This window comes from Hafnia alvei, assembly GCF_964063325.1.
In the GTDB taxonomy this organism is placed as follows: Bacteria; Pseudomonadota; Gammaproteobacteria; order Enterobacterales; family Enterobacteriaceae; genus Hafnia; species Hafnia alvei_B.
Genome location: NZ_OZ061315.1, coordinates 1,804,115 through 1,818,997 on the forward strand (window position 1 = coordinate 1,804,115; position 14,883 = coordinate 1,818,997).

At 48.9% G+C, this 14,883-nt stretch carries 13 protein-coding genes; 3 read left to right on the forward strand and 10 right to left on the reverse strand.

Annotation, left to right across the window (positions count from 1 at the left end; genetic code table 11):
* Positions 1–217: 217 nt before the first annotated feature.
* The 10 genes from glsA to cobA all read right to left on the reverse strand — a co-directional run bounded on the left by glsA (position 218) and on the right by cobA (position 11,620).
* The gene (glsA, locus tag AB3Y96_RS08450; RefSeq protein ID WP_367300299.1) at positions 218–1,183 is read right to left on the reverse strand and encodes a glutaminase A; all 966 of its coding nucleotides are present in this window, start codon (positions 1,181–1,183) and stop codon (positions 218–220) included.
* A 229-nt stretch (positions 1,184–1,412) separates the two neighbouring features.
* Positions 1,413–2,729: a dicarboxylate/amino acid:cation symporter gene (locus AB3Y96_RS08455; protein WP_072307300.1), complete on the reverse strand. Its 1,317-nt coding sequence runs from the start codon at positions 2,727–2,729 to the stop codon at positions 1,413–1,415.
* 276 nt (positions 2,730–3,005) lie between these two features.
* Positions 3,006–3,323, reverse strand: a complete 318-nt coding sequence (locus AB3Y96_RS08460; protein WP_072307301.1) for a DUF4387 domain-containing protein — start codon at positions 3,321–3,323, stop codon at positions 3,006–3,008.
* Positions 3,320–4,693, reverse strand: a complete 1,374-nt coding sequence (locus AB3Y96_RS08465; RefSeq protein WP_072307302.1) for an acyclic terpene utilization AtuA family protein — start codon at positions 4,691–4,693, stop codon at positions 3,320–3,322. The genes AB3Y96_RS08460 and AB3Y96_RS08465 overlap by 4 nt, the downstream gene beginning before the upstream one ends.
* A gap of 1 nt (position 4,694) precedes the next feature.
* Positions 4,695–5,939 (reverse strand): methylaspartate ammonia-lyase, encoded by a 1,245-nt coding sequence (locus AB3Y96_RS08470; RefSeq protein ID WP_367298949.1) that lies wholly within the window; start codon positions 5,937–5,939, stop codon positions 4,695–4,697.
* Entirely contained in the window at positions 5,939–7,384 is a 1,446-nt protein-coding gene (locus tag AB3Y96_RS08475; RefSeq protein WP_072307304.1) for a methylaspartate mutase subunit E, read from the reverse strand. The genes AB3Y96_RS08470 and AB3Y96_RS08475 overlap by 1 nt, the downstream gene beginning before the upstream one ends.
* Before the next feature lie 14 nt (positions 7,385–7,398).
* Complete coding sequence (gene glmL, locus AB3Y96_RS08480) at positions 7,399–8,790, reverse strand: methylaspartate mutase accessory protein GlmL (RefSeq protein WP_072307305.1); 1,392 nt, start codon at positions 8,788–8,790, stop codon at positions 7,399–7,401.
* Positions 8,787–9,233, reverse strand: coding sequence for a methylaspartate mutase subunit S (gene glmS, locus AB3Y96_RS08485; RefSeq protein ID WP_046360770.1), 447 nt, complete (start codon positions 9,231–9,233; stop codon positions 8,787–8,789). Before glmS ends, glmL begins: the two co-directional genes overlap by 4 nt.
* 656 nt (positions 9,234–9,889) lie before the next feature.
* Positions 9,890–10,750 (reverse strand): GHMP kinase, encoded by an 861-nt coding sequence (locus AB3Y96_RS08490; RefSeq protein WP_072307306.1) that lies wholly within the window; start codon positions 10,748–10,750, stop codon positions 9,890–9,892.
* A gap of 87 nt (positions 10,751–10,837) precedes the next feature.
* Positions 10,838–11,620 carry a uroporphyrinogen-III C-methyltransferase gene (cobA, locus tag AB3Y96_RS08495; protein WP_072307307.1) on the reverse strand — a complete coding sequence of 261 codons (783 nt, stop codon included), beginning with the start codon at positions 11,618–11,620 and terminating at the stop codon, positions 10,838–10,840.
* A gap of 734 nt (positions 11,621–12,354) precedes the next feature.
* On the opposite strand from cobA, the gene cbiD reads away from it, so the two are divergent.
* Genes cbiD through AB3Y96_RS08510 form a run of 3 tightly spaced genes read left to right on the forward strand, consistent with a single transcriptional unit; the run spans position 12,355 to position 14,855 of the window.
* Complete coding sequence (gene cbiD, locus AB3Y96_RS08500) at positions 12,355–13,497, forward strand: cobalt-precorrin-5B (C(1))-methyltransferase CbiD (protein ID WP_367298950.1); 1,143 nt, start codon at positions 12,355–12,357, stop codon at positions 13,495–13,497.
* A 22-nt stretch (positions 13,498–13,519) separates the two neighbouring features.
* Positions 13,520–14,089, forward strand: coding sequence for a decarboxylating cobalt-precorrin-6B (C(15))-methyltransferase (locus AB3Y96_RS08505; RefSeq protein WP_072307309.1), 570 nt, complete (start codon positions 13,520–13,522; stop codon positions 14,087–14,089).
* Positions 14,082–14,855, forward strand: coding sequence for a cobalt-precorrin-4 methyltransferase (locus AB3Y96_RS08510; protein WP_367298951.1), 774 nt, complete (start codon positions 14,082–14,084; stop codon positions 14,853–14,855). The genes AB3Y96_RS08505 and AB3Y96_RS08510 overlap by 8 nt, the downstream gene beginning before the upstream one ends.
* Positions 14,856–14,883: the final 28 nt, after the last annotated feature.

Consider the following 14,883-nt stretch of genomic DNA (forward strand, 5'->3'; position numbering starts at 1 on the left):
AAGTGTCGGATTTCTTCGGAGGTATCAAGACATCCCCGAATGGTTTTTTTTATAACATATTGTTTATTAATGAAAAAATTAACTATTGCTTATATTTTCGAGCATTATTTGGCGGACTACTCCTCCGCCAAAATTCGAAGGCCACGCTTTTAAGCGTGGCCTTTTTGCTTTGGTATTTTGCTAACCCCAAATGCGTTATCTCACGAGGGAAAGCCCCCTAGCGGAACACATTCGCCTGAGTTGCATGGGCGATGTACTCAATGGCTTCCTGCGCACGCACGCTATTTCCTTCTTTATCCAGCGGCGGTGAATAGACCGCAACCGCATATTTCCCCGGAACGACGGCAAAAATTCCGCCGCCAACGCCGCTTTTTGCTGGGATCCCCACGTTATACAGCCACTGGCCCGAGCCGTCGTACAGGCCCGCAATCGCCATTTCAGCCAGAATCTTTGGCACATTCTCCTCGGCGATAAGACGCTTACCGCTATAAGGTGACTGCCCATGATTGGCAAGCGTCGCCCCCATTTTAGCCAAGTCGAGGGTAGAGGCATCCACGGAGCATTGGCGGGTATAAAGATCAACGGCTTCACGTGGATTGCTATACAGCCTACCGTACGACTGCATCAGCAAAGCGAGTGCCTGATTATGCTGATTGGTTTCTGATTCAGACTGATACACTTCTTGATTAACGTGCAGCTGATTATCGGCAAAGGCATTCAAATTACCCATAATCTGCTCCCATTTGGCCTCAGCGTTCTTGGCGTTAAGCAAACTCACCGAGCTTATAGCCCCCGCATTCACCAGCGGATTTTGTGGGCGTTCTGGACGCAGTTCAACGGCTAAACCTGAATTAAAGGGAAGGCCGGTCGCATTCGCCCCCAGCTTATTCAGCGTCTGCTTTTGCCCTTGCTGCTCCAGTACCAACGCCAGAGTAAATACTTTGGTAAGCGATTCGAGTGGAAAAAGTGCATCTTTATTGCCTGCGGAAAAAATCTGCCCATCCACGGTGGCGACAACGATGGCGTAATTATCAGGGCTATATTTCGCCAAGGCGGGAATGTAGTCGGCTACGTCACCACGTTTGTCATTTTTAAATTGCGTGTAGGCATTCTGCACTATGGCTGAATAGTTAGTGGTCGAAGGTTCGGCATTCGGCGCCGTTTTTGCGTAGCCAGTTCCCATCAAACACACGGTGATAAAAAAGGCTGAAATAACCTTATTTTTCATAAGTATTTTGGTTTGCGTAAGTACTTTGGTTTGCATAAGTGCTTTGGTTTGCATAAGTGCTTTGGTTTTCATAAGCGTTTTCATATCAGTTTCCTAACAGGCTGAACTGCTGCGGGACGGTAAGGCAGGAAAAGGGAAACATACACCGCGGCATGTCTCCCTTGAGGTAATGACAAATGAAATGTTATTTGGCTTCAGCTTCAATGATGAATTGCTCTGAAGGCTGGCTATCATCCACCATACTGTCGAGGCTCCTAGCGGTTCCGTGGCAGCCTTCGCCGTAATGTTCACCTTCCCAACGACCGACTAAAGCGGCACCGACGGCATTACTCATCACGTTAGTGGCTGAACGTCCCATATCGAGGAAAGGATCGACGCCCATCAGCAGAATCAAGCCCGCTTCAGGGATATTAAACTGGCTCAACGTGGCTGCGATAACCACCAGCGAGGCTCTTGGAACACCCGCCATACCTTTTGATGTCAGCATTAAAATCAGCAGCATCGTAATTTGCTCGCCCATGCCAAGATGGATATTGCAGGCTTGGGCAATAAAGATAACGGCAAACGAGCAGTAGGCCATTGAACCTACTAGGTTAAATGAATACCCAATCGGCAACACGAAGCTGGCAATTTTGTTGCTGACGCCAAATTTTTCCAACGCTTCTAACGTACCGGGGAAGGCCGCTTCAGAACTTGAGGTGGTGAATGCCAGTAGGGCTGGCTCAGAAATACCTTTGATCAGTCGCAGGGTACAGCGGCCAATCAGCAATACTGAACAGCCAATCAGAATCACCCACAGGCCGGCCAGCGTGAAGTAAAACTCGCCCATGAAGATCCCGGCGCTCACTAATACCCCAAGACCGCGCTCTGAGATCATCGCAGAGATGGCGGCGAATACGGTTAGAGGCGCGAAAAGCATGACGTAGCCCGTGAGTTTCAGCATCAGATGCGCTAACGAATCAAGCACGGAGACGATCGGCTGGGCTTTATCGCCGATGGCGGAAAGGCTGATCCCCATAAAGATAGAGAACACCACGATCTGAAGGATTTCATTACGCGCCATCGCGTCAACGATGCTGGTTGGGATCGCGTGAGCAATGAACACTTTCGCCGAGAACGGTACCGGCTCAATGCCATCAACGACACCTGCGCCCGCGGCGACAAAGTTGATACCATCACCAGGTCTCAGCAGATTCACCACGACCAGACCCAGTAAAATGGAGATGAACGCCGCGCAGATGAACAAAAATAGCGTCTTAGAAAAAACACGCCCTAAGGTTTTGGCATCGCCCATTTTCGCGATCCCGACCACCAGCGTTGAAATGATTAACGGTGCAATAATCATTTTGATTAAACGCAGGAAAATATCGGTAAAAATAGAGATCTCGGAGGCGTAGGATTTGGCGAATTCTTGGCTACAGAACTCGTTTATTAAAAAACCAGCAATAACACCTATTATCAGACCCAATATGATCATTGTGGTTAGGTTTTTCGATTTCATAATGATTCCATTTATAAGTAGGGTAGTATCATTTCTCTAACGTTATTTAATAACGGAGCTGATGTTGTGCTTCATTGAATGAAATTTTTACCCACGGCATATTTGTGTATTAAATATTTCCTCTTTATTGCCAAGTCATGGTGCAAAGTTGTGTTGTAAAGTTATGCTGCTAAAAAATGCCGTAAAGAAAAACAGTACTTTCAGGGTAAAACGGTGCAAAGCACAGCGAACGACGGAGCGCTTCGCACCGTGTGTTTCAGTTTGATATTTAAAAAGCTAAACCGCGAATTCAAGTTTTAACAGCGGTGCGTGCTGCTGAGCGCCATAGACGTCGGTATCGCCTACGGAACCAGACACAATGCTGCGAGGCATTACCACCTTAACGGCATTCGCCGGGTCGAACCACACAATGCGATGAACTGATTTCGGATCTATTTTATAAATCTGAGCAATCAGCTCTTTTTTAAATTGTCCTGATTCTTTGATGTGGGAATATGTTTTTTTATCCTTAAATAAAATATCCAACACTAATTCATAAGGACCCGCATTTTTAGATCTGACCACATGAGCCAACTCTAGGATTGATTGTTTCATGCGATCGCTCCTTCAGGCGTCACGTTTTCTAAACGGAACTTAAATTTAATCTCAGGCGTATATTCCATTAGATGATAAATGGAGAATTCATACACCACGCCGCCTTTAATATCTGACGGAGAGAATGGGAATGCTAAATTACCCGCGGTTGCAATTCGGCCTGAATAGCCATAATGCAGCAGGGTGGAGCGGGCGAGAGAGCAAATACTGTCGGCCATTGCCTGAGTCGGCGCCACGACGTCGAGTAAAATCCCCAGTTCATAAGAGGTGGTATTCGGCTCGGGCTCCATCTTGCCCATAACGCCATTTTTGCCGTAAAGATTGAAATTCAGCTTCACCGCGTCTGGAGCGATGCTCAAGTTCTTCTCTACGCTTTGACGCACTTCCACCAAGATATCGTCAATGTTGGCAATCATGATTGGATCACGGGTTCCGGCAATACTGAGCGTGCGATAGCCCACAGGGCGAGCGCCTTCCAGCTTCACGGTATAAGGTGTTTCTTCATGTACCGAACCGGTCACACGGACTTGGCCATTGCCAGCATCTTTAAACTGACAGGCTTTCAGGTTCAACACTCCGCCAGGACCCGGCAAGAAATAAGGATCTGATTTCTCATACAGCGTATGCGCCGCCGCAGAGGTCTCGGTAAACTGACGTTTTTTGTTGAACGCTTTCAGGGTAAACCCGCTTTCGTCCAAAATGCCCATGGCGCAATCAGACCCTGATCCCGGCGTGGCCGCGATGGCCGCACACTCCAGTATTTTGCCGCAGTGCAACGCCAAACCTTCGTCGAATCCTTGCATGATAGGCAGGGCTGCAAAGCAGGCAGGATCGTAGGCTCGACCACCTAGCACCACCTGCGCACCCGCCGCCAGCGCTTCTTGGAACGGCTCGATACCCATTTGCGCCACAATATAGGTGGTTGCATCGATGGCTTCGTGGGTCAGTTCAGGAACAAAATCCAGCGCGGTAATTTTTCCGGCGTCGAGTGCTGCGTGAACGACCGCCTTATCCACGTCGGCAGGGATCACTGCCATGGTAAACTCGAGCGCTTCTTCTTTGGCAATCTCAAGAATGATTTGGCGACACCACTCAAGGTGAGGCGCGGCACCAGAACCCCCTGCGGTGCCAATCACCACCGGAATATTGTGCTGAACACCGGCGGTGATCATATAGCGCAAATCACGCTTGACCCCTGCGCGGTCGGTGAAGGCTTTGCCTGCGCCGAGATAATGCGGACCCGGATCGGAAGAACCCGCGTCAACGGCGATCAAATCGGGAGATTCCTCCATCGCCAACATAAAGCTTTCTTCTGGGAACCCGTATCCCAGAATGGCGGTTGGCGACAAGATCTTAAACGTTTTAGACATGTTAGTTCGCCTTTGCATTCAACTGAGCGAGAGTACGCGACATCTCGTTAAATACGATATTCATCCCTTCATCAAAGCCCATCCCCGGCTTGATCAGCATACGCATTGGGCGTGAGGCGATGGCAACGTGCACACAGGTGCGGGCGCTAACGTCGGTTTCGTTACAGGTACCGCCCTGATAAGCCTCCATGCCTTTTTTATTACAGTAAAGAACGGCGTCGACGATGTTATGGATACTGCCCAGATCTGGCGTTTTAATCTGAACCATATGGCAGCTGCCGGCGTCGGTAAAATCGATGATGTCCTGATAGGTATTGCACCATTCATCAGCCACGATTTTGACCTTAGAGCCCAGCTTTTTAAGGTGATGGGTGATCTCGGTTAACAGACGGATCTGATCGGGTTTGTTACCGGCGTCAACTGGACCTTCAATGTACAGTTCCAGATCGCCCGCTTGCTCTTGCAGGCTGGCAATATATTCTGCACAGCGGATCGGATCTTTATCAAAAATCAGACCGATGGTGCCGTAAACGTCAATATGCAGATTCGGTTTATAGTGAGGATCGACACGCAGATCGGCAATACGTTTTGCCAGCCAGCTCACATACTCACGCAGTTTCTCACCGTTGCGGCCCAGTTTTTCATCCACGTTGTTAATCAGGCCGTGAGGCAGCACGTCAACGCCTTTCACGATCATTTTGTCGACGGCGATGTAGCGATCGTCACCGCTCTGGCCAAACAGAGGGATAGATTTGGCGATCACCGGCAGATGCCATTCGTCGCAGACAACTTCGGCTTTTAAACGACCGGTGGCTAACGCGGTTGCGTCCAGTAACGCCTGTGACAGACCATAGCGGATCGCCGTATGCAGCTGTTTGCCTTCAATGGTCACGTCGTCAAAGAAGCGGGCGTTAAGCAAAAACTCATCTACGCTGCGGCCTTCAAGCAGCGGCTTAATGTGTTTTTCCAAGAACGGAACAAAATTGGCAGCCACAAACAGCGGATCGCGACCGCCAGCGCCAGAGTATTGCACCGCCGCACAGTCACCCACGGCCACCGCGCCGTTTTCTAAAATTAATTGGATAGAAACGCATTCACCGGCCTGACGGATCGAGGTAAATCCTGGCGTGACCGGCTTCCCTTTATAGATAAACCCATCTAACTGAGCGCCATTTTTAATCGCCTGCTGATCGTCAAAATAGAAGGATGAATTGCCAGCGGTAAAGAGTGCGTGTTTGATTTTCATTATGGTCTTCCTATTAATTTGCTATGGGATACAGCGTTAATATCATCAATGATCATTTGGAAAGAGGGCTCGCGGCCTTCTTCCTTGGCGCGTTCGGCAACAAAGTCGTGGTGCAGCGTCAAAACGTCTTTAGGCAACGGCACTGAGCCCGGATCGAATACGCGGATCGCCCCGTTGTTGTCGCGGATCGGCAGCATTTTTCCTGAGTTGCAGGTGGCTGGCGCAAACGGCACATCCAGTACACCGGCTTCAAAGGCGCGTACGGTGCCGATTGCGATGTCGCCGTTGCCCAGCTCCAGCACTTTGTTCATCACGGCACGCACTTCACGCTTGATAAGTTCCACTTCGCGATCGACTTCTAGGCACGGCGGGAATTTCTGATCGCGAACCATATTCAGCATCTGATTAGAGGCGCGTAGCCCTTGCCCATTAGCTTCTGCGGTTGGAATGCCATAAGCCTCATGCGGGCTCTTGGTAATCACCTTGGTTGCGCCAGCCATGCCGGCAACCGCAGCACCCCACGAGATAACCGCGAATGCGCGGGACTCATCCTCAGGGAAACCGCCCATCCACTGATGGAAAACGGTGCTCAGCTCATAATTCTCATAGCCGTTGGCACGGAAATATTCATGAGACAGATCGCGCAGTGATTTAATGGCGGCAATGTCTTGCACGATGTTACCGACCTGACCGTAGCCGACGGTAATAGAGCGAACGCCTTGCTCCAGCGCGAGCAGCCCTTCAATGATGGCCACCGCATGGGAAACAAACGGTGGGATCAGCGTGCCGGTCAGTGGGCCGAAAGGCTCTCGGTTGATCCGAATACCGTGCTCTTCATACACGCCGATCAAGCGGTCGCAGTACTGCCAATCACGGATGGATTTTTCAAGCGTGACACGCTTAGCGTACGGAATGTTGTAGGAGATACCGCCGCCTTCGTAGCTGGTAAATCCGCTGGCCATCGCAATCTCGGCTAACAGGCGAGCATCGGGCGTGCCATGACGGATCTGCAGGGGCTTGTCGAGTGATTCGGTAATGCCGCGGCAGGCTTTTACGCCGTGGTTGACGACCGGCAGACCGTTAAGCTTTGACGTTCCTGCTTCAATGGATTTCTGAATGCCGATGGCGGCTTCTTCATAACGATTCAGACGGGTATAAGCATCAATCGTGGTGGGCAGCAGATCGCAGTCTTTTTGCAGCGTTTTGAGCAGCGCAATATGCTCTTCAATTAACGCCACCCCCGCACGTGGCTGGCTGAGCGTAATACCTTGGTTGTCGGCTTCAAACAGTGCCTTGGCAAAGTTTTTGGACTCAGGAATTGTTTGCTGGTATTTGACGCAGTCCTCAAATTTTTCAACATCCTTTCCGGTATGCCAAGTTTGTAAAACACCGGCACGCTCGGTCATAAAATCGTCTAACGTAATTTTTTTGTTTCGAAGTTCCATCATGACTCCAATTTTTACTTGTTCAAAATACGAACGCTAGTCTGGGCGGCAGCTTTAGGAAAGCGACGAGCGACATTGGCGAGTAGCGGAAGTAAACCCTGTGTATCTCGGTAATATTCAAACTGACTAGGCAGCAGCACTTGCTTGCCGTTGTCGTCCAGATCGCGATATTTCAACCAGTGGTGAATATCGAAATCATTGGCGCGCGAGAGCCAGCCACCGGTGCCGATCACTTTTCTGATCGGATTGAGATCTCGGCCCACTTGCAGGTCGACATTTCCGGCGCAGGTGCAGACCTGTACTTTTTTGCCCGCGTGGCGTTCGGCTGCATAACCCACACAGATCCCCGCCAGCAGTTGATCAAAGACGCGTTCTTCATCGGTACGTGGCAGATAGCCCGGATGAGCCACCAGATGCTTCAGGTAATGATGAAAGGCCGCAATTTTGCTTTCTTGATGAGAAAAATAATGAGCAATCAGCGGTGCTCCGGTTTCACCTGCCGTGATGGCCGAAACTCGCATCCCCAGATCGCCTTCTACCGTGCGTTTGACGATGGGCTCTGGTAGCCCATGCATAACGGTATCCGGTGCCAGACTGTTCTGGTTCGCCGAGTAAATATCGGTCGTGGCGCCGCCCATATCGAGAAGCATGAAGGTTTCCCATCCCACGACATGGCGGCGGATCTGCTCCACCAGTTCGAAAACGGAGTAGGGGGTCGGTAAAGGTTCTTCGCCGGTTTGCTCGACAATGACGTCTAGCCCTTTACCCTTAACGATTTTATGCAGGAAAATATCGCAAATAGCGCTGCGAGCACCCAATGGACTCGGGTTATCCAGACTTGGTAAAACGTTATCGACGATGGTTAAATCTTTATCGCCGAGCAGATCTTGAATCTCATCTTGCAGGTCGCGATTACCCGCATAAATAATGGCGCATTCGAGATTAGATTTGGCCAACAGCTTGGCGTTAGCTAAACCATGCACGCAGTCACCGCCGTCGGTGCCTCCGGTAAACAGCAAAATATCGGGCGGCGTGGTCTCTAAAGCACGCAGATCTGCTTTGTTCAGGTTATAAGCAAAATGCTGTGAAACCTTTGCTCCGGCAGAATGCGCCGTGACCTTCGCCGACTCTAACGTAATGCTGGGCACCAGACCGATGGCGGCAACGGCCAGTCCACCTTTGGCCGACGAGGAATAATCGAGTTTGATTTTTCCCGACGCCAAGAGCGGACGTGCATCGTCAACGTTGAGGATTTTATTCAGAACGGTAAAAAATCCCTCAGCCAGATGGTGCGGTGTTGTTGGAGATAATGCACAGTTCTTGACTTCAATATGGTCATTATCTCCCACCTCGAACACTGCTCCTTTCGTCCACGTGGAGCCGATATCGATAGAGACGTTGATCATTGCACGCCCTCTGCAACACGTTCGTTTTGCATAACGGGCTCAATGTCTTTTCTCATCAGCGAGCAAACCAGCTCCAGATCCGTATCAGGGGCGAAGACCCGGTTAAAGCCCATCCCTTTAAACTTGGCTTCGATATCGCAAAAGTCATGTTTACCGATAACCAGATTACCGCCCACATAGAGCAGAATGTCGCCGATGCCGCGCTCGATGCAGTTTTCCCGCATGCCGATGCAGTCCACTTCACCGTGCCCATAAATAGAGGAAACGACGATAGCCTGCGCGCCGGTTTCAATGGCCGCATCAATATACTCATCTTGGCTAACCATCACGCCGAGATTAATGACGTTGAAATCGTGCATGGTGAATACGCGATCTAATACTTTGTTACCAACAGCATGGCAATCAGCACCGATGACGCCAATAACAATTGTTGGATTTTGCATGTTAATAAGCCCTCTATTTAGATAACGGTCCATATTTAGCTTGGTGACTGGAAAGTTAATGCCATGATCAAAATCATGTTTGAAACTCACCAGAGGTTATTTTTTGTGACATGCTGCATATAAAGTGTTGGCGATAACGCGACGATAAAAATTCAAAAAAAACCGCTGAATATTTGTTCATTACAATGTGCTTTTTGCGCCACTCAAACACAATTGATATCTCGTCAGGAGTTCTTGAAAAATAAATAAATTATTATTTAAAAATAAAAAAATTAAATAAAATCGTTAAATAACATGGTATTACGTGTTTATTGTTTTTTGTGAAAATACATAACCCCCCGCTAGGGTGCTAAATGATTATCCATTTTTGTGATCTACTTAGTATTTAGTGGAATGTGACCTTTGTCATATTTATTGGGTGTTTTTATAATTTCAAAAAAATAAGAAAATTAAAAAGGTAAGCGTAAATTTGCCACCCGTGAATAAATACCATTGATAATTATCAATGCGTCACCTCGCAATACTGATAAGACCATGCTGCGTGAAATTTTAAACCAGAGATCATTCCTGTTTAAATAACACCTAAATTTAACCACTTCATTTAAAGAATGAAGGGTATAAATGAGATGCAGTCACTTGCTATTTAGAGAACGTCGCTAAAGTACGCCACCGGCAACGGTTTTAACGACATGAATTCTCGGGTAGCTTTCCGCTATTTTTCGCTGCTGTAATGCACTGACTATTTTGTCGATATCATGTTTACGCCGATCGCAGAGTAAGCCAACGATGCTCCCGCTGTGGGCCACATTCAAACCATAAAGTCCCCAATGTTCGACCAAATCGCGCAGCTGGTTAAATTCAGGTTTGGGTAATAAAGATTCACTGGCAATCGCACTAAGCGTGGTTGCTTCGCCAAGGCGATAATAACAGCGGCGATGGTTGGCAAGGTGAAACTGGATCAGGGCATTTTCTAAATTTTGCGCCTGATTGAGTAACAGCGCCTGGCGATCTCTACGGTGAAACTCTTCGGTAATGACGCGCTGCGGGCTTTCTAACAGCACAATATCCAGCGTAGGCAGCCACGGAAAATGCTGCTGGGTTTGCGCTGTCTGATGGTCAAAAAGCGTGAGGCTTTTAAAGATGGTGCTGTCCGTTGGCTCAATGGCAACACAAAGAACAGCCAGCTGTTCGGGGCTTAGCGAACGGTTAAGCAAACGCGCAGTAGCCACTGCCGTGGCGGCGATATCTGCGGTGCTGCTCGCTAAACCTTTGGCTACTGGAATGGTTGAGTCAAACTCAATGCGCAGACTTTCAGCTAGCCGTGGCGATTCACCGAGAAAGGACAATACCTGCTGAAGCATTTGCCGCATTCGCGGGCGCTCTTGCGGACCCGGTTTCCCTTCATTCACGTAAACGGTGCTATACCAGTTGATAGGGCAGGAGATCAGCTTTTCCCCTCCCACCATCCACCCCTGTAGTAGTTCACCACAAGAGGCCGGACAGGATGCTTCAGCCATAAATCACACCTTGATGCCGATGGTTAACAGTCTGTTCGCAAGGCTAAACAGATTTTATTTTGCCAGTTTCGCGTCGGATGTTGTTGGCTATACCGCCTGCAGCAATAATTCTTGGCTGATATCAACTTGGCTGGAAGCAAATGACAGAATTTCGCTGAGATTGACCACTTGGCCGATAACCAGTAACGCAGGTGCATGCAGATTTTTACGCTGAATTTCATCCTTGAGGGTGGTTAAGGTGCCTTTCGCCATCTGCTGTTTCTGCTGGCTGGCGTACATAACGGCCGCCGCAGGCGTATCGGGAGATTTACCGGCATCGATCAGCAACTGGCAAATCTCCTCTTGTCGGGTCATCCCCATAAGCACAATCAGCGTGCCTTCCAACTGTGCCAGCGCCTGCCAATTTTGCGGTTCGTTGCCTTGACACATATGACCCGTCACTACGTGAAAACTGGAGGCATAGTCACGATGCGTTACGGGGATACCTGCATAGGCTAACCCGCCGATAGACGAGCTGATCCCCGGAATAATCTCGAAAGGGATCCCACAATGCGCCAGACTTTCTGCTTCCTCGCCGCCGCGCCCAAAAACATACGGATCGCCCCCTTTTAGGCGAACGACATTTTTTCCCATGAGGGCATGATCAATGAGGATTTGGTTGATATTCTCTTGAGGGATCGGATGATTATTAGGTTTTTTCCCAACGTTAATAATTTGACAGTTCGACGCAGCCTGCGCAATCAGATCAAGATTAACTAAACGATCGTGGACAATAACGTCAGCCTCACGAATAGCGATTAATCCTTTAACCGTGATGAGTGATGCATCTCCTGGTCCAGCGCCCACTAGTAAAACTTTTCCTTTCCTCATTAGACAAACCTTTATGGCTAAAACTTATGGCTGAAGTTTCGGGTAATTAAAATTACCGCTAGATTTATAATTATATAAATTTTCATGGGTCTTACTGATGCGACGCTATTATTAATGACTAAAAAAAATATATGTTTGACGCCGCTCGCAATATTTAATCATTTTACGGAATGATCTCTTTATATTATTTGAGGTTCTTGATTTTTGTTTATATCTCGTTGAAGTTAATGGTTAATTTATTTACTGTTCATTTAGTTTTTAAGGTTTTATGAGTAAAGTAATTACTTTGCAAACTGGGTATTTAAATCTGCTATGTCCTCGGCTATGTTTTTGTTTTATAAATTTTGATTTTTTGTGGCAATTAATGAACTTTAATTATTATTAAGATGCTGGTCACAAAAAAAACCAATTGCTATGTTTGTAAATATGAAAGTGTGTATTTTAAATACCGAGATTTAAATGGCTCTTAATATGCAATAAAAATACGCTTTCTATATATATTACGCTGCAATTTTATTGGCGTGTGTCAGCGTGTTTTTTAACTGATTTGTTAAATTAAATGTTAAGTTAATTAATTGTTACCACCTTTTATTTACATGGAAAATACAACCAGGGTGTTTGACGAAATAAAAATAAAGGGTGTAAAGCGAAAACGTCGAAACCAAAAAATCGAAACATAAAACATATAAATGAGCCAGTGGTGTTTGTGCACCGTGATAAGCCGAGGGTATTCAATGATGGAGAGGCATAAAGGAAGAACCTGGCACAAAGGCTATACCACTGGGTCATGTGCCACGGCGGCGGCACGTATCGCGGCTTTGATGATCCTGCGTCAGCAGATTATTGAACAAATTTCGCTTACCACATCCGCTGGCGTCACGCTGTTCTTATCGGTAGAGCATCCTTTGATCGAGGGACAGCAAGCCACAGCGGCAATATGCACCGACGGTGGTGACGATATCGATGCCACCCACGACATGCTGATCTATGCGCGGGTCAGTTTGAACAACAGCGGCGTTATTACGATTGACGGCGGTGAAGGCATTGGGCGCATCACTCGCGCAGGGCTAGGGCTATACGTGGGAACCGCGGCCATTCACAAAACGTCGCGCCAAATGATTGAATTGGCGGTTCGTGAGGTGATTGGCTCTGGTCGAGGTGCGGATATTGTTATTTTTGCCCCAGAGGGGGAAAAGCGCGCGTGCAAAACCTACAACGTGCATTTGGGGATCGAAGGTGGAATTTCCATCATCGGCGCTAGCGATAGTGTAAACCCGATGTCGGAAGAGAGCTGGAAACGCGCTCTGGCGATTGAGCTGGAGAGCAAACGAGCGCAGGGCTTAGAGCAGATCATTTTAGTTCCCAGCAATGACGAAGAGTGCTTGATTGCAGAACACCTCACCGCCTGTGGGCATCACGCGGTGGTGATGAGCAACTTCGTTGGCTACATGCTGCAAGAGTGTGTGCGGCTGGGATTTCGCCATGTGGTTCTGGTCGGTTATGCCGGAAAGCTGGTCAAGATAGCCGCGGGTATTTTCCATACCCATAGCCACGTTGCCGATTGCGGTAGGGAAGTGCTGATCGCCAATTTGGCATTGCTCGGCGCGCCTTTTGAATTGCTGTACGCAGTAGAGCAGTGCGCCACCACAGAGGCCGCCATCGACCTAATTAACAAGCGCGGTTGGCAAAACGTTTTTGAATTAATAGCCAAAAAAATCTGCCAACGCATCGATGAGATGTTGCGGTTTTCGCATAACCGCCCGGTATGTGACGCCATCTTATTTTCTTTAGACAACCCTATGCTGGGTGCAAATCGCCCCGTCAATGACATCTTGGCTGACTTCTCACGGCGTTTCCCCGCAGACGTAACGGCATGAGAACCCATGAGGAGCCGTGTTGATGAAAGATGAATTATTTATCCGCGAGCGCGGTGTGCCAATGACGAAAGAGGCGGTGAGATTACTTGCGCTAGAAAGGCTCGAGCTGGCTGAGGCTCGCCGTTTTGTCGACGTGGGCGCGGGAACGGGCAGCATAAGTTTAGAGGCCGCTCTACGTTATCCAGATCTAGACGTCATCGCCATTGAACGTAACGTGGATGCGCTGGATCTCATCGCGATAAATAGCCAACGCTTTGGCTGCGGCAATCTGCGCATTTTGGCCGGTACCGCGCCGATGGCATTAAACGAGAGGGTTGATGCCGTCTTCATTGGCGGCAGCGGCGGAATGCTGCGGGAGCTGATTGACTGGGCGCTGGAGCGCTTAACGCCGGATGGCCGTTTAGTGATGAGCTTCATTTTATTAGAAAACCTCTCCCTGGCACTTTCCTATCTGCAGCAGCGATCGGTCGCAGACCTCGATTGCCGTGAGATTCAGGTGAATACGCTAACGCCGCTGGGACAAGGTCACTATTTCAAACCAAATAATTTCTCTTACCTCATTTCTTGCCGCAAGGAGAAGGGCTGTGCCTGAACGTTTTGATACCCAAAAAGTATGGTTTGTTGGTGCCGGACCCGGTGATAAATCGCTGATAACCCTCAAAGGCTACCAACTGTTGCAACAGGCGCAGGTGGTGATTTATGCCGGATCTCTGATCAATACCGAACTGCTGGAATATTGCCCTGCCGAGGCACAATGCCATGACAGCGCAGGGCTCACCTTAGAACAAATAACCAACCTAATGCTGGCGGGCGTTAGCGCCGGAAAGCTGGTGGTGCGTTTACAGACCGGCGATCTCTCTTTGTATGGATCTATTCGTGAACAGGGCGAGGTGCTGAGCCAACACGGGGTTGGCTTTGTCTCAGTGCCGGGCGTCAGCTCATTTTTAGGCGCCGCCGCTCAGCTGGGCGTGGAGTATACCGTACCCGAGATCGCGCAAAGTCTGATTATCACGCGCATTGAAGGGCGCACGCCGATGCCGCCGAAGGAAACGCTTCAGGCTTTTGCACGTCACCAAACGTCGATGGCGATTTTCCTTTCTGTGCAAAACATTAGCGGCGTTGTCAGCCAGCTGTTTGCGGGAGGTTATCCCCTCGATACGCCGGTGGCGGTGGTCTACAAAGCCACTTGGGCAGACAGCCAAACCGTGCGCGGCACGCTGGCCGATATCTCAGAGAAGGTCAATAACGCCGGAATTGGCAAAACGGCGCTGATCTTAGTCGGCGCTTTTCTCGGTGACCAGTTCCACTATTCAAAGCTCTACGATGCCGATTTCAGCCACGAATATCGTCAGGCTTAACAGCATGATCCTCATGATGACAGGAGTA